Source organism: Okibacterium sp. AC114 (assembly GCF_979253355.1).
In genome coordinates this window covers 159,242-178,984 of the sequence record NZ_CEEDBR010000001.1, presented here as the reverse complement: position 1 = coordinate 178,984, position 19,743 = coordinate 159,242, and the positions used below count along the sequence as shown (strand labels likewise).

The following is a 19,743-nucleotide window of genomic DNA, read 5'->3' as shown; positions in this document are numbered from 1 at the left end:
TATCCAATCGCTCACACACATCTGCGGGTATGAAATCACCGCGACCGCTCCAGTCTCTTGCGGATGCGCTTCATCTTGCGGGGGCCGGGCCCGGAGCCATACAGGTAGGCGATGGGTGCGTAAATCTGTTCCAGCTGCCAGCGGGGCGTCGTCTGCGCGACCTGTTCCCGCAGCACCGTGTAGAGGTCATCCTCGGAACGATCGTTGCGCAGGATGTATTCGTCCGGGATGTCGAGATGACGAAACGGTTCGTTGACGACTGCGTTGGCGAGCTCATCCCTGCGGCCCTGCAGCTCTTCCCCGAGGGCATCCTCGTAGGCGCCGAGCGCATCGATCAGCTCGACCTTCTCGCGATCGGACAGGCGGTCGATTCTCACGCGCAGTTCGAGGTCGAGCAGGGATTCGGGGTCGAGGCGCGCGACCATGCCGAACGTCCCGTCCCCCTGAATCCACATGAGCCAAATCTAGGGGGCCGCGGCGGGCCGCACACACACCCCAGAAGGGGAAACACCCTCGAACCAGCCGATCCGACTTGGGCTGCCTAGAAACCGCCGCCTTGCAGCAGGACTGTACACAAAACGGCGAACATGACCAGTGGAACGGGGAGGACGTAGACCAGAGCGCGGCGGCGCAGGATAGCGATAACTGTCCCGAGATAACCGATCACCACCGCACCCACGAGGGCGGGAGCAAATAGACCAAGCATCTCGTCGACTTCCACCGGAACGGCGGACGCATTCGACAGATGCCAGACGGTCACCTCAACGACGAGCCACATCTGCGCAAGCGTTGCACACGCCAAAATCGCCAGCGCAATCCGAGCGAGCCACCGCGACGCCGTGTTCCTGTTCATGAGCGCCGGAACCGCCTCAGAACGAAAGAGAGGCCCTCCTGCATCGGCAATTTCAGCGTTACCGTCCCTTCGTCGTCGTGCAGGCGTAATGATGGGAAACCAAGTCGCCGAGACCGCATCTCTTCGCCCTGGCCCAAGACATATGACACCGCCAGAGAAACGAGCCGGGAGAGCGCAGCATGGACCTCCTCGTCGGATGCGTCGTCGTCGACATAGTCCCACGTGAGCATCGTCTCCGTTTGGACGCTGAAGTAACCCTGACCAGGCGTGTACACCGCCGCCCATCGGTCGGGATCTTCCCGATCCTCGACCCGCATATATGCGCGCGAGTCTTGCATACCGACGAATGCAACACATTCCGAGAGTCGCGGACGTAGCCCCTCGAGAACTGCCTGAGCGTCCTCCGCCTTCATTGCCTGAGCCCTTTCCCCAACTGTGTTGGCCAATCGGCCGGCGCGTACACACGCACAAGAGGTAAATCTAGGACCCGCGGCCGCAACCCGGACACACCCCGAAGGGGAAACGGCTCGCCCGGCCCTGCCGGGCAGCCCGTAGGGATAATGTAAATACTTGATTACGCAGGCCATCCGGGCAGAGTCGCCGGGATACGATCTGGGAACCGCAACGGAGTGATCCGCTTCGTGGCGGTGACAGGAAACAGGCACCAGATGACAGCACGCGCCGACGTCATTTTCGTCAATGGCACGGTATTCGACGGTCGACGCCTGCTCGCGCCCGGCACCGACGTCGCCGTGCGGGGCGAGACGATCGTCGCTGTCAGCCCGGATGCCCTCAGCCTCCGTGACGCGCACACCGAGGTCGTCGACCTCGACGGTGGCCTGCTGCAGCCCGGGTTCGTCGACGCCCACATCCACCCCATCGAGGGCGGGCTCGAACGCATGCGCTGCGATCTGTCGGTGGGCGCGACATCCGATGACTATTTGAGCATCATTCGCGACTATGCGGTGGCGCACCCCGACGAGCCCTGGATTCGCGGCGGCGGGTGGCAGCTCGCGGCTTTTCCCGGCGGCATCCCCCCGCTCGCTGCGCTCGACGACGCCGTGCCCGACCGACCCGTCTTTCTCGCCAACCGCGACCACCACGGCGCCTGGGTGAACAGCCGCGCCCTCGAGCTGGCGGGCATCGACGCGCACACGCCCGACCCCGCCGACGGCCGCATCGAACGTTTCGCCGACGGCCGCCCCAACGGCGTGCTGCAGGAGGGCGCCCGAGAACTCGTCACCCCGTTCATGCCCGCCGACACCCCCGACGACGAATACGCCGCGCTGCTCTCGGCCCAGGCCTACCTGCACTCGCTCGGCGTGACCGGCTGGCAGGACGCCATCGTCGGCAACTACGGCAGCCACACCGACACGGGCGACGTCTACCGGCGCGCGGCCGACAACGGCGACCTCACCGCCACCGTGCGGGCCGCCCTCTGGTGGGACCGCGAGCGCGGCCTCGACCAGCTCGACGAACTCGTCGCCCGCCGCACCGCCCTGCACGGCAACCCGCGCTTCAGCGCCGCATCCGTCAAGGTCATGCAAGACGGCATTCCCGAGAACCAGACCGCCGCGATGATCGACCCCTACCTCGACCCGACGGGATGCCGGTGCGGCACGCCCAGCACGGGCCACTCCTACATCGACCCCGCCGACCTGCGGCGCTACGTGACAGCCCTCGACGCCGCCGACTTTCAGGTGCACGTCCACGCGATCGGCGACCGGGCGGTGCGCGAGGCCCTCGACGCGCTCGAGGCGGCCCGCACCGAGAACGGCCGCGCAGACGGGGGCCAGAGCAACCGGCACCACATCGCGCACGTGCAGATCGTGCATCCCGATGACGTGCCGCGCTTCGCCCGGGTCGACGCCGCCGTGAACATGCAGGCGCTGTGGGCCACCTTCGACCCGCAGATGGTCGACCTCAACCTGCCGATCCTGGGCGACGAACGCGCGGCGTGGCAGTACCCGTTCGCGGCGCTCGAACGCGCGGGGGCCCGCCTCGGCGCCGGCTCGGACTGGCCCGTCACGACACCCGACCCGTGGCAGGCGTTGCACGTGGCCGTGAACCGGCGGCTGCCCGCATCCGACCCCGATTTCAACCCGCGCACGTTCTTCGCCGAGCAGGCGTTGACCCTCGAAACGGCCCTCGCCGCCTACACCTCCGGTTCGGCCCACCTCAACGGCCAAGACGACGCCGGATGTCTCGCCCCCGGTTTCGCCGCCGACCTCGTCGTGCTCGACCGCGACCCGTTCGCCGCGCACGCCGACGAGATCCACCTGACCCGCACCCGCCAGACCTGGGTGCGCGGCCGACGCCTCTACGACGCGCCGGCCCCCGACCGCGAATTCGACCTCACCTCATCGACTTCGCTAACCTGACGCTCCACCGGCTTCACCGGCTCCACCGCACCGCTTCACCCGTTCCACCCGCACCGCCACCACGGCCCGACGAAAGAACCAACATGACAGCGAAATCCCTTGCACCGCTCGCCCTGCTCGCCAGCGCGGCCCTGCTGCTCACCGGTTGTGTGAACAACGAAACCCCCAGCCCCGGATCATCGGGTTCGGCCGCCGCCGTGACCGTCGAAAAGGATGACGCGGCCGCCAAGCTGCTGCCCGAAGACGTGGCCTCCTCGGGCAAGCTGGTCGTCGGCACCGACGCCACCTACGCCCCCAACGAGTTCAAAGACGCCGACGGCAACCCCACCGGCTGGGAGATCGAGCTGGCCGACGCCATGGCCGCCAAGCTCGGCCTGAAGACCGAATACACGATCTCCAAGTTCGACAACATCATCCCCGGCATCACGGGCGGCAAATACGACGTCGGTGTCTCCTCCTTCTTCGACACCGTCGAGCGTCAGCAGCAGGTCGACATGATCGACTACTACACGGCCGGCATCCAGTGGGCCGCACCCAAGGGCAAGCCCGTCGACCCCGACAACGCGTGCGGCCTCAAGCTCGCCGTGCAGAACGGCACCACCGAGGCCCTCGACGACGGCCCCGCGAAGAGCGAAGCCTGCGTGGCCGCCGGCAAGCCCGCCATCGAACTGCTCGGTTATGACACGCAGGACGACGCCACCGCCGCCGTCACGCTCGGCCGCGCCGACGCCCTCTCGGCCGACTCGCCCGTCACGCAGTACGCGGTTGCCCAGTCCGACGGCAAGCTCGAAACCTCGGGCGATGTCTACTCCGTGTTCCTCTACGGCATGCCTATCGCCAAGGACTCCGGTCTCGGCGAGGCGCTGAAGGCCTCGCTGCAGTCCCTCATGGACGACGGCACCTACACCGAGATCTTGAAGAAGTGGGGCGTCGACCAGGGCGCCATCGACGCCATCGACATCAACGGAGCCACGGAGTAATAATGACCTCCACGACCACCGCTGGGCGCCCCGACCGGGCGCCCAGCGCGGGCGGTTCGGAGCCTGAGCCCATCAAGGCCATCCCGCTCCGGCATCCGCTGCGCAACGTCATCGCCGTCATCCTGATCCTCGTGGTCGCGGCGTTCATCTGGGATGCCGCCACCAACCGCCCCGCCTATGACTGGCCAGCGGTCGGCAAATACATCTTCGACGTGCGCGTCTCGCAGGCGGCGTTCGTCACCATCCAGCTGACCGTGCTGTCGATGATCATCGCCATCCTGCTGGGCGTGCTGCTCGCCGTCATGCGCCTGTCGCCCAACCCGGTGCTCAAGGGCATCGCGTGGATCTACCTCTGGATCTTCCGCGGCACACCCGTCTACGTGCAGCTCGTGTTCTGGGGCCTCATCGCCACCATCTACCGGCAGATCCAGGTGGGCATCCCGTTCACCGACGTGGTGTGGGCCGAGTGGACCACGCAGGATGTCATCAGCCTCTTCTGGCTCGCCGTCATCGGTCTGGCCCTCAACGAGGCCGCCTACATGGCCGAGATCGTGCGCGCCGGACTGCTGTCGGTCGACGAAGGACAGTCAGAGGCGGCCACCGCGCTCGGCATGTCCTGGTCGAAGACCATGCGCCGCATCATCCTGCCGCAGGCCATGCGCATCATCATCCCGCCGACGGGCAACGAGGTCATCTCGATGCTCAAGACCACGTCGCTGGTGACGGCCGTGCCGTTCTCGCTCGACCTCTACACGCGCACCCGCGACATCTCGGCCGAGACGTTCAACCCGATCCCGCTGCTCATCGTCGCGTCGATCTGGTACCTCTTCTTCACCAGCATCCTCATGGTCGGTCAGTACTTCCTCGAGCGCCGCTTCGCCCGCGGAACCCGTTTCGTCGACGTGGGGCCGGGTGCGGATGCCGCAGCCACACCGGGTGCCGAAGGATCCGACGCCACGCCCACCGGCGTCACGAGCACCATCCCCGGCGGAAAACGAGACGGAGGCTCAGCATGAGCGCCACGACTGCACACCCCTCGCCCGCCGCATCCGGTCGCCCTGCCGGCGGTTCCGCGTCCGCCGACACGCCGATGGTTGTCGCCGACCGCGTCGTGAAATCGTTCGGCTCCCACACGGTGCTGCGCGACATCTCGCTCACCGTGAAACGCGGCGAGGTGCTGTGCGTGGTCGGGCCGTCGGGTTCAGGCAAGAGCACGTTCCTGCGCTGCATCAACCACCTCGAAAAAGTGGATGGCGGCCGCCTCACCGTCGACGGAACCCTCATCGGTTACCGCCAACGCGGCGACAAGATCTATGAGATGAAGCCGCACGAGGCCGCCGAGCAGCGCAAAGACATCGGCATGGTGTTCCAGCGCTTCAACCTGTTCCCGCACCTGACCGTGCTCGAGAACATCATCGAGGCGCCGCAGCAGGTCAAGCGCCAGTCGAAGGCAGACGCCTCGAAGCGCGCCATGGAACTGCTGACGCGTGTCGGGCTGGCCGAGAAGGCGAAGGCCTACCCGGCATCCCTGTCGGGCGGCCAGCAGCAGCGCGTCGCCATTGCCCGGGCCCTGGCCATGGACCCGAAGCTCATGCTGTTCGACGAGCCGACCTCGGCTCTCGACCCGGAGCTCGTGGGTGAGGTGCTCGACGTGATGAAGCAGCTCGCGGCGGATGGCATGACCATGATCGTCGTCACCCACGAGATGGGTTTCGCGCGCGAAGTCGCCGACACGCTCATCTTCATGGACGGCGGCGTCGTGGTCGAGAGCGGCGACCCGCGCGAGGTGTTGGGCAACCCGCAGCACCAGCGCACCAAGGCGTTCCTGTCGAAGGTGCTGTAGCGGCATATGCTGTAGCCACATCGTGGAGGGTCTCGCCTGTCGGATGACGGGCGGGGCCCTCTCATCACCGCTCGAGGGGAATCGCCATGGCCGACAACGCAGCGCGGCGCGAGAAGTTCTATGCGCGCAAGGCCGAGCTGGATGCCGAGCGGCAGGGGCTGACCCCCGAGGAGTATGGCGTCTACAAGGGAAGCGTGGGCAGCACGGTTCAGCCCGTTAACTCGGCTAGCGGCCTGCTGATCATGTCGATCGTGCTGACACTGATCTCGATCGGCGTCGCATATGGCGCCGTCATCATCGTCATGCAGAGCATGGGCCTCGTGCCCGTCGTCGAGGGCGACACCGAGTTCACCCCCGTGATGTGGTTCTTCCTCTTCTTCATGTTCTTGGCCCCCGTTGCGTCCTGGAGCTACTACATCAAGGAGCGCCGCGCCCAGAAGCTGCGCCTCGCGCGCGGCCTGCCCCGCAACATCGCCGAATCCGGCCCGTCGGCGTAGCCGACGCGGGTCAGACCGCCGCGATCATTTCGATCTCGACGCGGGCGCCCTTGGGCAGCGCGGCGACCGCGAAGGCAGCCCGGGCCGGGAGGACGGCGCCGGCGAAGAACTCGGAGTAGACCTCGTTGACGGTGGCGAAATCATCCATGTCGGTGAGGAGGACGGTGGTTTTGGCCACGCGGTCGGCGCTCGTGCCCGCAGCCTCGAGAATGGCCACGGCGTTACGAAGCGACTGGGTGGCCTGCTCGCGCGCGCCCGTGCCCGCGAACTCGCCGGTCGACGGGTCGATGGGCAGCTGGCCGCTGACGAAGAGCAGACCGCCGACGCGCACGGCCTGAGAGTAGGGGCCGATGGCCGCGGGGGCGTTCGGAGTGGCGACGGCGACGAGTTCGGCGCCGTCGGCATAGGTGCCAGGCCGGGCAGATGTCGGGGCGGCGGTGAGGTCGGTCATGAGATGCCTTTCAGGGTGTCGGCCGCGGCGATGACCGCGGCCTCCGTCGTCGTTGCGTGCACCGACATCCGAATGCGATCGGTGCCGTGCAGCGTGGTGGTGATGCCCGCCGCGGCGAGCCGTTCGTGCCGGGCCGGGGCTGTGTCGTCGTCGAAACGGGCCACAACGATGCCGGCTCGCACGCCCCGGCCGCGCGGCGAGGCCACGTTCACTCCGGTGCGGTCGAGTCGCTCGATGAGGGTGTCGGCGCGGTCGGCGATGGCCGCCTCGATCGTCGGCACACCGGCCTCTTCGATCAGTTCGAGCGCGGCCGCCAGCGCCCCGGAGGCGAACGGCGAGCCGTTGGTGATGGACAGGCGGCGGGCGCCGTCGGCCAGCGGATGCTCGAACCCGTCGTAGCGCGACGGCTGATCCACCCCGGTCCATCCGCCGAGGGTGGGCGCGAGGCGGTCGAGCGCCCGGTCGGAGAGCGCGATGAAGCCGCAGCCCCAGCCCGCGCGCATCCACTTCTGGCCGCCAGCCACGACGACGTCCGCGGCATCCCACGGCACATCGGCGACGCCGAAACCCTGGATGGCATCGACCACCAGCAGTCGGTCACCGATCGTCTCGCGCAGGCCGGCGAGGTCGGCGCGGAAACCGGTGCGGAAGTCGACCGCGCTCACCGAAACGGCGACCGTGTCGGGGGTCAGCGCGGCTCGCACCCGGTCGGGGGTGACGGGCGCGAGCGTGCCCGGGCCGTCGAGGGGCTGCACGCGCAACCGCCCCGCCTCCTGAGCGCGCCACCACGGGTAGAGGTTGGCCGGGAATTCGTCGCCCGACACGAGCACGTCGCCGCGCGGCATGCCGAACGCGGCCTGGAAGAGACCGAGCGACGTGCTCTGAATCAGACCGATATTCGCCTCGCCGAAGCCGGACAGCCGGGAGACCGCGGCGATGGCGCGCGCATCCATGGCGTGCAGGTGCAACCCGGAATCGGCGCCCCCTACAGCCAACGCGAGTAGGCGGGCCGTCTCGTCTGCGACGCGGCGCGCGGGCGGACCGTAGCTGCCGAAGTTGAGGTAGCCCTCGGGCGCCGCGAACTCGGACGTCCAGGCATGCAGACCGTCGGTCATGCCAGCACCCGCTGCAGGAACTGCTGCGTGCGGGCCTCGCGCGGCGCCTCGAGCACCTGCGACACCGGGCCCTGCTCGACGATGCCGCCGTCGGCCATGAAGACCACGCGGTCGGCGACCTGTCGGGCGAAACCGATCTCGTGCGTGACGACGAGCATGGTCATGCCGTCGCGCGCCAGGTCGGTCATGACCGTGAGCACCTCGCCGACGAGCTCGGGGTCGAGCGCCGACGTCGGCTCGTCGAACAGGAGGAACAGAGGTTTCATCGCCACGGCTCGCGCGATGGCGACGCGCTGGCGCTGGCCGCCCGACAGCTGGCCGGGGTATTGGTCGATTTTCTCGCCCAGGCCCACGCGCTCGAGAATGGCGATCGCCTCGGCACGCACCTGCTTGGCGGGGCGCTTCTGCACCTGCACCGGGCCCTCGAGCACGTTGCCCAGCACGGTGAGGTGCGGGAACAGGTTGAAGTGCTGGAAGACCATGCCCGTCTTGGCGCGCTGCGCCGACAGCTTGCGTTCGGTGAGCTCGTGCAGTCTGTCGCCGCGCAGCGCGAAACCCATGGGCTCGCCGCCCACCCACACCTCGCCGGCGTCGGGCACCTCGAGGCGGTTGAGCGCGCGCAGGAACGTGGACTTGCCGGCGCCCGACGGGCCGATGATGCACACGACCTCGCCCGGATAGACCTCGAGCGAGACATCCTTGAGCACCTCGTTGCTGCCATAGGACTTGCCGATCGAGATGGCTTCGAGCACGGGTTCGCCGCGCGAGGCTGAACCCCGCGCCGACGCGGAAGCGCTGGTGTCGGTCATGGTGTGCTCCTCACGAGGGGTGCGCGGCCGAGGTCGGCGGCGACTTTGCGGCGCAGGGATGCGGCCTTGGGTGGCCCGCCCGGTCGGCGGTCCTGCCGGTCGAACGCGCGCTCCAGGTAGTACTGACCGACGCTCGCCACGCTGACGACGACCATGTACCAGACGGCCGCGGCGATCAAGGTCTCCATGACCTGCAGGTTGAACGACGAGATGTTGTTGGCGGCCTTGATGAGTTCCATATAGCCGATGACCGACGCCATGGCCGTGCCCTTCAGCATGTTGATGAAGTCGTTGCCGGTCGGCGGGATGATGACGCGCATGGCCTGCGGCAGGATGATGCGGGTCATGCGCTGGGCCGGCGTCTCGCCGATCGACTGGGCGGCCTCGATCTGACCGCGGTCGACGCTCTTCAGGCCGGCGCGCACGATCTCGGCCATGTAGGCGCTCTCGTTGAGAGCCAGACCGAGGAAGGCCGCCACGAACGTGGTCATGATGTCGTTGGTGCTGACGTCGACGAACGATACATCGGTGAACGGGATGCCGATCTGCAGCCGCGGGAAGATGAGCGCCAGGTTGTACCAGAGCAGAATCTGCAGCAGCACGGGCAGCCCGCGGAACAGCCAGGTGTATCCGGAGGCGAAGGCCTGGGCCACGGGGTTCTTCGAGATGCGCATGAGCGCGATCACGATGCCGATGACGATGGCGGACACCTGTGCGACGACGGCCAGGATCAGCGTATTGACGAGCCCCTCGAGGATGACGGGCGAGACCAAGTAGGCCGGGATGGCCGCGTAGTCGATGTCACCCTGAGCCGCCGCGAAGATCAGCACGACGAAGAGCAGCACGATCACCGCGGCGCTCACCCAGCGGCCCCAATGCTTCAGGCGCACCTGGGGGAGCAGGGCGCGGCCGGCGTGCCGCGCCCCGTCTGTGGTCGTCACGATCACTTACCGCCGTTGACCGCGGCCGCCTCGACGGCACCGTCGTCGACACCCCAGGCCTTCAGGATCTTGCCGTAGGTGCCGTCCTCGATGAGGGCGTCGAGCGCTGAAGCGAGCGCGTCGCGCAGCTCGGCGTTGTCCTTATTCACACCGATGCCGTATGGCGCTCCGTCGATCACGTCGCCGGGCACGACCTCGAATGCTTCACCGTTCTTGGTGGTCTTCGACACGTAGACGGCGGTGGGCAGGTCGTTCACGATGGCGTCGATGCGGCCCGTGCGCAGCTGCGTCTGGTTCTGGCTGTCGCTGTCGGTCACCGAGATGTCGAGCGCCTTCTTGCCGTCGGCCTCGCACGCGTCGCTCGTGGTCTGAGCGAAGTCCTGCTGGCTGGTGCCCGTGACGACGGCGATCTTCTTGCCGCACAGGTCGTCGGGGCCCGCGATCTTCCCCGGGTTGCCCTTCTGCACCATAATCGTGATGCCCGAGGTGAGGTAGTCGACGAAGTCGATGGTCTTCTGGCGCTCGGCCGTGTCGTTCATGGCGGCGATCGTGCTCTCGACGCGGCCGGACTGCAGGCTCGTGATGAGGGCTTGGAAGTCGAGGTTCTCGTACTTCACTTCGAGCCCGAGTTTCTTGGCCATCGCGACGATCAGGTCGTGGTCGTTGCCGACCACGGTGGTGCCGTCTTCGGCGAAGAAGTTGTTGGGGGGCGACTGCACGTAGCTGCCGACCGTGAGCACGCCGTCCTTCGAGATCGCTTCGGGAACGCTGCCGGCCAGGGTGTCATCGGCTTCGACCGCGTCGAGGATGGCCGAGGTGTCAGGGATGGTGGAGCCACTGTCGCCACCGGCGGGAGCGTCGGTCGCGGCCGATCCGCCCGTGCCGCTGCTGCTGCAACCGGTGAGGAACAACGCGAGCGCGAGCCCGCCGGCGGCGGCACCGGCGGCTGTGCGGGAAGTGAGTCGTTGCATCGGGGAGGGCCCTTTCTGAGCGTCATTGGTCTTCGAAAGCTAGCCGAGCCGCGCTCGACGTGACAAGATCTTATCAGCGTAATAGTAAATTATTTACATGATCGAAACACAGATGGTCGGCGCGCGCGGTTCCGTATGCTGAGAGCCACGCGTCGGCGCCGCCGACACCAGCAGGCATGCTGAGCGTTCTCACGAAGGATGGTGCACGATGAGCGAGCCGATGCGGCCGACACAGGTCGACCCCGACCGGGAGCTCCGCGCCGAATTCGGGCCCTACCTCGCGATGATGGACTTCCTCGCCGCACTTCTGGGCCCGCGCAGCGAGATCGTGCTGCACGACATCAGCGACCTGAGCCGCTCGGTCGTCGCCCTGACCAACGGCCACATCAGCGGTCGGTCGGTCGGCGCCCCCGCCACCGACCTCGTGCTGAAGGTGTTGCGCAACCACGAACACGCCGACGTCGAATACCTCGCCAACTATCTGGCCGAGTCGGCGGCCGGCGTGCGCTTCCGGTCATCCACGTTCTTCATCCGCGATGCCGAGGGCGGCGTGATCGGCCTGCTGTGCATCAATATCGACGACTCGGCGCTCGTGCAGGCCCGCGATGCCCTCGCCCTGCTTACGGCCACCACGGGCATCGGCAAAGACGCCGCACACATCGAGGATGCCTCGGGCCAGCGCCGCGCACCGTCGCCGGGGCGGGCCGTGGCCGAGCGCCTCAGCGTCACCGTCGACGACCTCACCCTCGACAGCGTCTCGCGCATCGTGGCGGCCCAGGGCGTCGCGCCCCTGCGCATGACCCCCGAGGAGAAGATCGGCACCGTGCGCGCCCTCGACGAAGCGGGCATGTTCCTGCTGAAAGGCGCGGTGGCGCGGGCCGCGCTGGCACTCGAGGTCTCGGAGCCCACGGTGTACCGCTACCTGCGGATGGTGCGTCAGGACTAGTCGGGTGCTCCAGCCAGGCGCAGGTACCGGCGCTGTCGCCTGGCGCTGGCGTTACCAGCCCGCGTGGCTGGGCGGCGGGGGCGGTGGCGGCGGCGTCGGCGTCGGGCGCACCGGGTAGGGGTTGCGGGGGTTCAAGTCCTGCAGCGCCTGGAGCTCGGCGGCCGACAGGGCGCCCTTCTGGGCTTGAGTCGCCACGGCCATCATCTGCACATCACCGCCGGTGGTGCGCTGGCCGGATCCCGCCATCTGCTGAGCGATCGCCCACGAATAGACGGCCCGCTGCTGCACCGACATGCGCCGATACTGCCGGGCCACGAAAATCAGCGCCCCGAAGAAAGCCAGGCCGGCGAGGAAGCAGATCAGCCCGAATCCTTTGTCCACCGGGCTCAGGATCATGTACGTCATTCCGAACACCGTGAACAGCACGCCGAGCACCGCATTCGCGATGACCTGCTCACGCCAATAGCCGACCTTCTTGCGCCCCGTGCTCATGGCATCAGTGTGGCACAGGGGCTCATCACGGCGACGGTCAGCAGGTGGCGTCGAGGTAGGCGCGGATGTCGCCGGTCGGGCCGGAGAGTTCCTTGACGATGGCGAAGATGCGGGAGTCCAGGACGGGTGAGCTCTTGTCGGGGACGGCCTCGGCGATGCCGACGGCTTCCGTGTAGAGGTCTCGCGCGGACTGCCAGGCCGACTCGACCTCGGAGGGCGGGGTGACCGCATCCATGACGGCGACGCGACCGGAGAGGTCGGAGATGGTTTCGTCGGCGGGCAGCCCCACCTGGAAGTTGCTGGGCGTGGCGAGGGTGCCGCCCGCGTCGGCGTAGTCGGTGCAGAAATCGCCGCCCGAGGCAGCCGCGGAGGTTTCGGGGGCCGACGACGCGGCGGAGGTGTCGTCGCTCGGCGCCGAGCTGGACGAGCAGCCGACGAGGGCCGTGAGGGAGGCGCACGCGGCCACGGTGAGGGCAAGGGGTCGCAGTTTCATCATGTCCCTCAACCTATCGGGATGCCCGTGGCCCGGGCGATGGGGAGCCCTACCCATTGGGCGCCTCAACCCTCACCCCGCGCACGCTCCGACTGCATGCGGCGAGCACAGAGACCGCCGCAATGATCGCCGCGCAGCCGAGCAGGGTGGGGCCGGCTCCGACGAGGTGCGCGAGCGGCCCGACCACGACCTCGCCGAGAGGGATGGCGACGAACGAGCCGACCATGTCGTAGGAGTAGACACGGGAGAGGGCGTCGCGCGGGATCTGGGTTTGCAGGGATTGGTCCCAGGCGATGGCGAAGATTTCGAGGGCCACGCCACCCAGGAAGAACGCGCCGAGCAGGACGGGCAGGTGCGGCAGCATGCCGAGCGCTGCGACGGGCACTGCCGTGACCGCCATGAGCGCGACCCCGATCGCGAGGGCCCGGCGCGGCTTCCAGCGCAGGGCGATCACGGCACCCATCGCCAGGCCGACCGTTTGCGCGGCTATGACGAGACCCCAGGCCGCGCGACCGAATGAGTCATCCGCGACGACCGGGCCGAGGATGGTCGTCGCCCCGACGAACGCGGCGTTGAGTATTGCGAACTGGGCGACGACGATCCACACCCAGCGGCGGCTCGAGAACTCGTGCCAGCCCTCGCGCAGGTCGGCGAGCATCGAGGGGCGGCGACCGGCAACCTTTTCGCGAGGCCGGCGCGGCAGGCGCATCCGCGAGAACAGCAGGCCGGCGACGGCAAAACCGGCCGCGTCGATGGCGAGACCCCAACCGGGGCCCACGACGGCGACGAGGCCCGCACCGGCCGAGGCGCCCACAATGCTGCCGCCGTTGAGGCCGAGGCGGAGCAGGGCGTTGGCCGGCCGCAAGAGGTCGGTCGGAACCGTCTCGGGCACCAGGGCGGCCGAGGCCGGCAGGCTCACGGCGGCGACCGCTCCGTTCAACACGCTGAGCAGCACGAGCAACGCGATGGTCGCCGAGCCCGTGATGACCAGGGCCGCGATCACCCCCTGTGTCGCGGCCGCGGCCAGGGAGGTGCCGACGAGCACGACGTCACGAGGAAGCCGGTCGGCGATGACACCCCCGAAGAGCAGCACCGCCACGTTGGCGAGGGAACGCGCCGCCACGACGAGGCCGAGATCGGCGGCCGAACCCGTCAGGTCGAGCACGGCAAACGCGAGAGCGATCGGCGCGATGGCATTGCCCAGGATGCTCGTGGTGCGAGCCGCGAGGAGCCAGCGGAACGGGGCGTGACGGAGCGGGTTCTTCGCGGTGCGGCCGTCGCCCGCGGTGTCGGGGCGGTCTAACGGCGCCACGACAGGGCTCGAGTCGCTCGAGTCGCCGCTCGGGCAGCGGCCACCCTGGTCCGATACGGCGGACCAGTGCGTCGAATCGGTTCCGGTCCCGGCCGGGGGTTCGTTCGTCATGGTCGCTTGAGCGGGAAGAGGGCCGCCGTCATCGACACGGGCCGCGTGCCCGGGGTGCGCGGGGGTTTCGCGGCCGCGTGAAGGAGGGCCGACGCATCCCCGATGTGACGAACGACGCGGCGCCAGGTTTCGGGGTCGACCCAGAGCTCGGCGTCGGTCGAGACCTGCGGGCCATCGTCGCGGCGAGCGTTGCGGCGGCGCAGTTCGTGGATGAGGGCCTCGACATACTCGGCGCGGTCCTCGGCACTCGAAGCGGCAGGTTTCGGCGCGACAGTCCTCGTTCGAGCTGCATCGTTAACGCCGCTCGCACCGGTACCTGTCCCCGCCTCACCCGCGCCCGCACCCGCGCCAACTCCCGCATCCTCGGTCGTGCCCGCGCTCGCGCTCGCGCTCGCCTGAGCGTCGTCGAACCGGAAGCGTTCGGCCGAGGATTCGTGGCGATACCGTTTCGCCTCCCCGCCCCGCAGCCGCACGGTCTCGACCACCCGCACGAGCCCGGCGCGCTCGAGAACCCGCAGGTGATAGCTCGCGGTGGCCTGCGAGTAGCCGAGCTCGCGTCCCGCTTCGGCCGCGCTCATCGCCGCGCCGGTGAGCAACGACAGCAAACGCAGACGGATGGGATGGGCGGTCGCGCGCAATTCGTCGAGGGAAGACATCCCGCAATCGTCGCCCGCCGAGCCGTCACCGTCAAATGTGTCTTTGGGGGTGAGATGCGAGACTGGTGAGCATGGTTCGCGTCATCTGCCCCGCATCCGAACTCGACGAGGACGGCATCGTGCTGCGAGTCGGCCAGACCGTCAGCCGCTGGGCCGTGCCCAACCCGGGCGCCTTCTTCGGAGATGCGCTCGACGACTCCGAGTGGCTGTTCGACCTCTATGCCGAAGGCGGGCCGTCCGAGGGGGCCGTCGTGCTGACCGGTCGCATCGACCAGATCGAGGCGCTGTTCGTGTGTGTGACGCTGCAGGGCGGCGACGGCTGGCGTCCGATTGCCGGGCGGACGAGGCGACAGGCCATCCCGTCGACCGCCGACACCGTGCGCCCGGAGCCCCGCATCCGATGGACCCAGACGACCGAGCCGGATGCCGAGGGCGTGTCATATTCGGCCGGCTACGACGACATCCAGGAAGGTGACGAACGTTTCGACGGTTGGCTCATCACCCTCGAAGACGCCAGTATCGAAGCATGAGCCCATCTCGGAGACCTGAGCCCGCCCTCGCATTTCCGTACTACCGTGCGCCCTACTTCGCCGCGATCAAACGCTTCTTCTTGAAGTACGGCGTCTTCCGAGGCCGCGCCAGCCGCAGCGAATACTGGTGGTGGATGCTGACCTCGTGGATTGTCACCGGCATCCTCAACAACGTCGGCAACTTCACCGGGCGCAGCGACGCTGTTGACCCGTTCTTCGAGTCCCTGCCCTTCGGCCTCTCGATCACGGCACCCAACCCGATCGCCTTCACGTTCTGGGCGCTGACCATCGTTCCGAGCCTGGCCCTCCTGTGGCGGCGCATCCACGACACCGACCACAGCGGCGCCTGGTTCTTCATCGGCTTCATCCCGATCCTCGGCTGGGTAGCCCTCTTCGTGCTCACGGTGACGCGCCCGGACCCGGAAGGCGCGCGCTTCGACCCGCCGCGCTCCGCCCGCGTGCCCCGAAGCTGAGCTGGAGAGTAGCATGGCGGGATGGTTCATGAATCGCTTCATCATCCGGCGCGTGGGTCGATCAGGGGGCCGCGCCGTCGCTCGTCGGTGACGATCAGCGACGTCGCCGCGCGGGCCGGGGTGTCAACGGGCACGGTGTCGAACGTTCTGAACCGCCCCAATCACGTCGACGCCGACATGGTGCGCAAGGTGCAGGCCGCCATCAGCGAGCTGGGCTACGTGCGCAACTCGGCCGCCCGGTCGCTCGCGGCGGGCAGCAGCAGCTCGGTGGGCTTCGTGCTCGTCGACCTCGCCAACTCGCTCTTCGCCGATATGGCGCGGGGCGCCGAAGCCGAGGCCGAGCGCGCGGGCTTCTACCTCGTGATCGCGAACTCCGACGTGCGCGCCGAGAAGCAGCGCGCCTATCTCGACCACTTCGCGCAGGAACAGGTCGCGGGCACCCTGCTCACGGCCGTGGGCAACGACGTCTCGGGGCTCTCTGACGCCCGCCGCGCCGGCCAGCACGTCGTCCTCCTCGACATCGACCCGCGCGCCGTCGAGGACAGCTGCACGGTCGTCACCGACTACGAGGCCGCCGGATATCTGGCCGCCACGCACCTGATCGACCTCGGCCGCCGCCGCATCGCCTTCGCGGGCGGCCCCATCGACGGCTACGCGGTGGGCGGCCGGTGGCGCGGCGTGCAGCGGGCCGTGGCCGAGGCGGGAGACGGCGTCAGCCTCGTGCACTACGACTCCCCCGACGTGCGCGTCGACGACGGGCATCTCATCGGCGAGCGACTCGTGGCGGCCGAAGCATCCGAGCGCCCGGAAGGTGTCGTGACGGCCGCCGACCTCGTCGCATTCGGCCTGATGCAACGCCTGCTCGACGCCGGCATCCACATCCCCTCGGATGTCGCGATCGTCGCGTGTGACGACAACAAGTCCGCCTATGGCAGCGCCGTGCCGATCTCGACCGTCGACCTGCCCGGCTTCGAGATGGGGCGCTCGGGTATGCAGCTGCTGCTCGACGAGCTCGACAACGGCGAGCACCACCTGCACCGCACGGTCGTCATCCCGCCGCAGCTCACGGTGCGCGAGAGCTCGGTGGGTCGTTCCGGTGGTGCGGCCACCCCGACCGCACCACCGACCGCCGCGAACTAGCCGACCAGGGTGGTGGTCAGGTCGGCGGGGGCGGTTTCGTCGCCGGTCGCCGGGGCGAGGGCGGGTTCATGCAGGCGTCTCGTGAAGCGGTGCGTGCCCGAGCCGATGTGCGCGACATCCGCGGGGGCGCCCGGCAGCACGACCTCGGCCGTCACGCCCACCGGCACGACGACGTCGAGTACGAATTCGCCCGCGTCGAGCGTCCAGGCGACGGATGCCGCACCATACGGTGTCGTGAGAGCCGCCCGCGCGGATGTGAAAGATGCTCCGGGCTGGGGTGCGATGCGCAGCGCCCGATAACCGGGCGCGGCCGGGGCCAGACCCGCGAGCACGCGGTGAAGGAAGTCGACCACGGCGCCCAGGGCGTAGTGGTTGAACGACGTCATCTCGCCCGGGTTCACGGTGCCGTCGGGCAGCATGCTGTCCCAGCGCTCCCAGATCGTGGTCGCGCCCATGGTGACGGGGTAGAGCCACGACGGGCAGCCCTGCTCGAGCAGCAGACGATAGGCGGCCTCGGTGTTTCCCGTCACGGCGAGCGCGTCGCAGATGAGCGGCGTGCCCACGAAACCGGTCTGCACCCGATAGTCACCCTCACGAACGAGGTCGGCCAGGCGTGCACCGGCGCGGGCGCGCTGTTCGGCATCCTCGATCAGGTCGAAGACCAGCGCGACGGCCAGCGACGTGGCGGTCTCACCGACGAGACGACCGGATGGCGCCACGAACTCGAACCGGAACGCGGACGCCGTATGATCGGCCAACCGCCCATACCGCTCGGCCGCATCGTGCCGCCCCAACACCTCGGCCGCGCGCGCCGTGAGCCGCGCCGAATGCGCCAGATAAGCCGACGCCACGAGGTACTTGTCGGTCACGCCGGCACCCGGGTCTTCGGGCGGGGCCGCGGGGTCGAGCCAATCGCCCAGCTGCATGCCCTCGCGGATGAGCCCCGACGCGTCGGCCATGCCCGCGAGGTGGTCGACCCAGCCGGTCATGCTCGCGAACTGGCGGTCGAGCACGCCGCGGTCGCCGTTGCGCAGGTACATGGTCCACGGCACGATGACGGCCGCATCACCCCACGCCGCCGAGGAGGCCTCGGGAAAACCGCACGCGATCCACGGCACGAAGTTGGGCACGGCGCCCTCGGGTGACTGCTCGGCCTCCACGTCGCGCAACCAGCTGGCCAGCACGCCGCCGCTCGCATAGAGGAAGCTGGCGGCGGGCGCGAACACCTGGATGTCGCCCGTCCAGCCGAGCCGCTCGTCGCGCTGCGGGCAGTCGGTGGGCAGGTCGACGAAGTTGTCGCGCATGCTCCACACGGTATTCTCGTGAAGTTTGTTCACCAGGGCGTCGCTCGATTCGAACCATCCCGTGCGTTCCATATCCGAATGGATAACGACGGCCACGGCGTCTGCGGGGTCGAATTCGCCCGGCCAGCCCTCGAGCTCGGCATAGCGGAAGCCGTGAATGGTGAAGCGTGGGCTCCACGTCTCGACCCCGTCGCCGCTGCCGTCGCCGCGCAGCGTGTAGGAGTCGACCGAGGGCGCCGAGCGCAGCGGGCGGATCGCCAACTCATCGTCCTCGAGCACCTCGGCATGGTGCAACGTCACGACCTGACCGGCGGGCCCCGCCACGCGGATGCGCAGGCGACCGGCGATGTTCTGCCCGAAGTCGAGGCGGATGCGGCCATTCGCTCGACGTTCGACCTGTTGCGGCGCGAGCGTCTCGGTTTCGCGCACGGGCACGCCGATCGGGGCTTCGAGGGTGGCGGCGAAACGCTCGCGCGGGAGGAGGGTCGGCCGGGCCCAGGCGCTGTCGTCGAACCCGGGCTCGTCCCATCCGCTCGGCTCGAGGCGCGCGTCGTAGCGTTCACCGTCGTAGAGGCTCGCCGCCGTGACCGGCCCGGATGACTGCCGCCACGCGTCGTCGAGCGGCACCACCACGAGCGAGCCGTCGGAGTAGCGCAGTTCGAGCTGCAGCAGCAGGGACAGATCGGCGCCGTAGTTGTCCCAGATGCCGCTGTGAAAACCGATGCGGCCTCGATACCAGCCGTCGCTGAGCTCGGCGGCGAGCGCGTTCGCTCCATCGCGCAGCAGCGCCGTGACGTCGTAGGTCTGGTAGCGCAGGCGGTGCTCGTAGCTCGTCCAGCCGGGCGCGAGTTCTTCGTCGCCGACCCGCTGGCCGTTGAGCCGGAGCGTGTAGATGCCGTGCGCGGTCGCATAGATGCGGGCCGATTCGAGGCTGGCCGAGCCGTCGCCAGCGGATGCCCCCCTCGCGTCGAACTCCGACCGCAACAGATACCCGGGCCGCACACCTTCCGCGGGCGCACTTTCGGAGACACACACGAAGTCGCTCGCCCAGTCGCCGGCCTCGAGCAGCGCGGCCTCGAGCAGCAGCGGCTCGCTCCATTCCGAGGGCGATTCGTCCGACATCCAGACCCGCACGCTCACGCTGACACGCTCTCGGGATGCCAGGGGCGCGAACGGCCAGTCGACGAAGATCTGCTCGCGGCTCTCGACCCGGCCGGTCGTCTCGGCAGCGCCGCTGGTGTCAGTGTGGATGCGAACCGCGGCCGAACCACTCGGGGCCGACCCATCCGATGCCGACGGACGCACGCTCTCGCGGCGAATCTCATATGCGACCTGCGCGCTCTCGGGCCGCTCGGACTCGACGCGCCACGACAAACGGGGGGCCGCCTGACCGATACCGAACCCGTCGGGGCGGTACTCGGCGGTGGGGGTGGTGACGAACATCG

General features: G+C 68.6%; 21 protein-coding genes. 9 read left to right on the top strand and 12 right to left on the bottom strand.

What is annotated here, in order from left to right; translation table 11 throughout:
* Positions 1 to 35: 35 nt before the first annotated feature.
* Together ACZ6IE_RS00890 and ACZ6IE_RS00885 are read right to left on the bottom strand one after the other, a co-directional pair.
* Positions 36 to 455: a hypothetical protein gene (locus ACZ6IE_RS00890; RefSeq protein ID WP_464606323.1), complete on the bottom strand. Its 420-nt coding sequence runs from the start codon at positions 453 to 455 to the stop codon at positions 36 to 38.
* A gap of 86 nt (positions 456 to 541) precedes the next feature.
* Positions 542 to 853: a hypothetical protein gene (locus tag ACZ6IE_RS00885; protein ID WP_464606321.1), complete on the bottom strand. Its 312-nt coding sequence runs from the start codon at positions 851 to 853 to the stop codon at positions 542 to 544.
* A 668-nt stretch (positions 854 to 1,521) separates the two neighbouring features.
* On the opposite strand from ACZ6IE_RS00885, the gene ACZ6IE_RS00880 reads away from it, so the two are divergent.
* The 5 genes from ACZ6IE_RS00880 to ACZ6IE_RS00860 all read left to right on the top strand — a co-directional run bounded on the left by ACZ6IE_RS00880 (position 1,522) and on the right by ACZ6IE_RS00860 (position 6,554).
* The gene (locus tag ACZ6IE_RS00880) at positions 1,522 to 3,234 is read left to right on the top strand and encodes an amidohydrolase (protein WP_464606319.1); all 1,713 of its coding nucleotides are present in this window, start codon (positions 1,522 to 1,524) and stop codon (positions 3,232 to 3,234) included.
* An 83-nt stretch (positions 3,235 to 3,317) separates the two neighbouring features.
* Positions 3,318 to 4,214: an ABC transporter substrate-binding protein gene (locus ACZ6IE_RS00875; protein WP_079726514.1), complete on the top strand. Its 897-nt coding sequence runs from the start codon at positions 3,318 to 3,320 to the stop codon at positions 4,212 to 4,214.
* Between the two features lie 2 nt (positions 4,215 to 4,216).
* A complete protein-coding gene (locus ACZ6IE_RS00870) occupies positions 4,217 to 5,230 on the top strand; it encodes an amino acid ABC transporter permease (RefSeq protein WP_079726513.1) in 1,014 nt (337 codons plus the stop codon).
* A gap of 74 nt (positions 5,231 to 5,304) precedes the next feature.
* Complete coding sequence (locus tag ACZ6IE_RS00865) at positions 5,305 to 6,057, top strand: amino acid ABC transporter ATP-binding protein (RefSeq protein WP_464608566.1); 753 nt, start codon at positions 5,305 to 5,307, stop codon at positions 6,055 to 6,057.
* 86 nt (positions 6,058 to 6,143) lie between these two features.
* Positions 6,144 to 6,554 (top strand): hypothetical protein, encoded by a 411-nt coding sequence (locus ACZ6IE_RS00860; protein WP_464606316.1) that lies wholly within the window; start codon positions 6,144 to 6,146, stop codon positions 6,552 to 6,554.
* A 10-nt stretch (positions 6,555 to 6,564) separates the two neighbouring features.
* Here ACZ6IE_RS00860 and ACZ6IE_RS00855 read toward each other — a convergent pair whose 3' ends face one another.
* From ACZ6IE_RS00855 to ACZ6IE_RS00835, 5 genes are read right to left on the bottom strand one after another with little or no spacing between them, the layout of a single operon-like run.
* A complete protein-coding gene (locus ACZ6IE_RS00855; protein ID WP_464606314.1) occupies positions 6,565 to 7,005 on the bottom strand; it encodes a Rid family detoxifying hydrolase in 441 nt (146 codons plus the stop codon).
* Entirely contained in the window at positions 7,002 to 8,120 is a 1,119-nt protein-coding gene (locus ACZ6IE_RS00850; RefSeq protein WP_464606312.1) for an aminotransferase class V-fold PLP-dependent enzyme, read from the bottom strand. Before ACZ6IE_RS00850 ends, ACZ6IE_RS00855 begins: the two co-directional genes overlap by 4 nt.
* Positions 8,117 to 8,929, bottom strand: a complete 813-nt coding sequence (locus tag ACZ6IE_RS00845; protein WP_464606310.1) for an amino acid ABC transporter ATP-binding protein — start codon at positions 8,927 to 8,929, stop codon at positions 8,117 to 8,119. The genes ACZ6IE_RS00850 and ACZ6IE_RS00845 overlap by 4 nt, the downstream gene beginning before the upstream one ends.
* Positions 8,926 to 9,870 (bottom strand): amino acid ABC transporter permease, encoded by a 945-nt coding sequence (locus ACZ6IE_RS00840; RefSeq protein WP_464606308.1) that lies wholly within the window; start codon positions 9,868 to 9,870, stop codon positions 8,926 to 8,928. The genes ACZ6IE_RS00845 and ACZ6IE_RS00840 overlap by 4 nt, the downstream gene beginning before the upstream one ends.
* Before the next feature lie 2 nt (positions 9,871 to 9,872).
* The gene (locus ACZ6IE_RS00835; RefSeq protein WP_464606306.1) at positions 9,873 to 10,841 is read right to left on the bottom strand and encodes an ABC transporter substrate-binding protein; all 969 of its coding nucleotides are present in this window, start codon (positions 10,839 to 10,841) and stop codon (positions 9,873 to 9,875) included.
* Positions 10,842 to 11,049: 208 nt separating this feature from the next.
* Between ACZ6IE_RS00835 and ACZ6IE_RS00830 the strand changes: the two genes are divergently transcribed.
* Positions 11,050 to 11,787, top strand: coding sequence for a helix-turn-helix transcriptional regulator (locus ACZ6IE_RS00830; RefSeq protein ID WP_464606304.1), 738 nt, complete (start codon positions 11,050 to 11,052; stop codon positions 11,785 to 11,787).
* Between the two features lie 51 nt (positions 11,788 to 11,838).
* Here the strand turns inward: ACZ6IE_RS00830 and ACZ6IE_RS00825 are convergent, their stop codons facing one another.
* From ACZ6IE_RS00825 to ACZ6IE_RS00810, 4 genes are read right to left on the bottom strand one after another with little or no spacing between them, the layout of a single operon-like run.
* Positions 11,839 to 12,279 (bottom strand): hypothetical protein, encoded by a 441-nt coding sequence (locus ACZ6IE_RS00825; RefSeq protein WP_464606302.1) that lies wholly within the window; start codon positions 12,277 to 12,279, stop codon positions 11,839 to 11,841.
* 37 nt (positions 12,280 to 12,316) lie between these two features.
* Positions 12,317 to 12,775, bottom strand: coding sequence for a hypothetical protein (locus tag ACZ6IE_RS00820; protein WP_464606300.1), 459 nt, complete (start codon positions 12,773 to 12,775; stop codon positions 12,317 to 12,319).
* A gap of 46 nt (positions 12,776 to 12,821) precedes the next feature.
* Positions 12,822 to 14,195: an MFS transporter gene (locus ACZ6IE_RS00815; RefSeq protein WP_464606298.1), complete on the bottom strand. Its 1,374-nt coding sequence runs from the start codon at positions 14,193 to 14,195 to the stop codon at positions 12,822 to 12,824.
* Complete coding sequence (locus ACZ6IE_RS00810; protein WP_464606296.1) at positions 14,192 to 14,851, bottom strand: ArsR/SmtB family transcription factor; 660 nt, start codon at positions 14,849 to 14,851, stop codon at positions 14,192 to 14,194. Before ACZ6IE_RS00810 ends, ACZ6IE_RS00815 begins: the two co-directional genes overlap by 4 nt.
* Before the next feature lie 71 nt (positions 14,852 to 14,922).
* Here ACZ6IE_RS00810 and ACZ6IE_RS00805 point away from each other — a divergent pair, with 71 nt between their 5' ends.
* From ACZ6IE_RS00805 to ACZ6IE_RS00795, 3 genes are read left to right on the top strand one after another with little or no spacing between them, the layout of a single operon-like run.
* A complete protein-coding gene (locus tag ACZ6IE_RS00805; RefSeq protein ID WP_464606294.1) occupies positions 14,923 to 15,381 on the top strand; it encodes a hypothetical protein in 459 nt (152 codons plus the stop codon).
* Positions 15,378 to 15,854 (top strand): DUF805 domain-containing protein, encoded by a 477-nt coding sequence (locus ACZ6IE_RS00800; RefSeq protein WP_464606292.1) that lies wholly within the window; start codon positions 15,378 to 15,380, stop codon positions 15,852 to 15,854. The genes ACZ6IE_RS00805 and ACZ6IE_RS00800 overlap by 4 nt, the downstream gene beginning before the upstream one ends.
* A 21-nt stretch (positions 15,855 to 15,875) precedes the next feature.
* Positions 15,876 to 16,994, top strand: coding sequence for a LacI family DNA-binding transcriptional regulator (locus ACZ6IE_RS00795; RefSeq protein WP_464606290.1), 1,119 nt, complete (start codon positions 15,876 to 15,878; stop codon positions 16,992 to 16,994).
* On the opposite strand, the gene ACZ6IE_RS00790 is transcribed toward ACZ6IE_RS00795, so the two are convergent.
* Entirely contained in the window at positions 16,991 to 19,741 is a 2,751-nt protein-coding gene (locus ACZ6IE_RS00790; RefSeq protein WP_464606288.1) for a family 78 glycoside hydrolase catalytic domain, read from the bottom strand. The two genes, ACZ6IE_RS00795 and ACZ6IE_RS00790, sit on opposite strands and share 4 nt — an antisense overlap.
* Positions 19,742 to 19,743 lie beyond the last annotated feature (2 nt).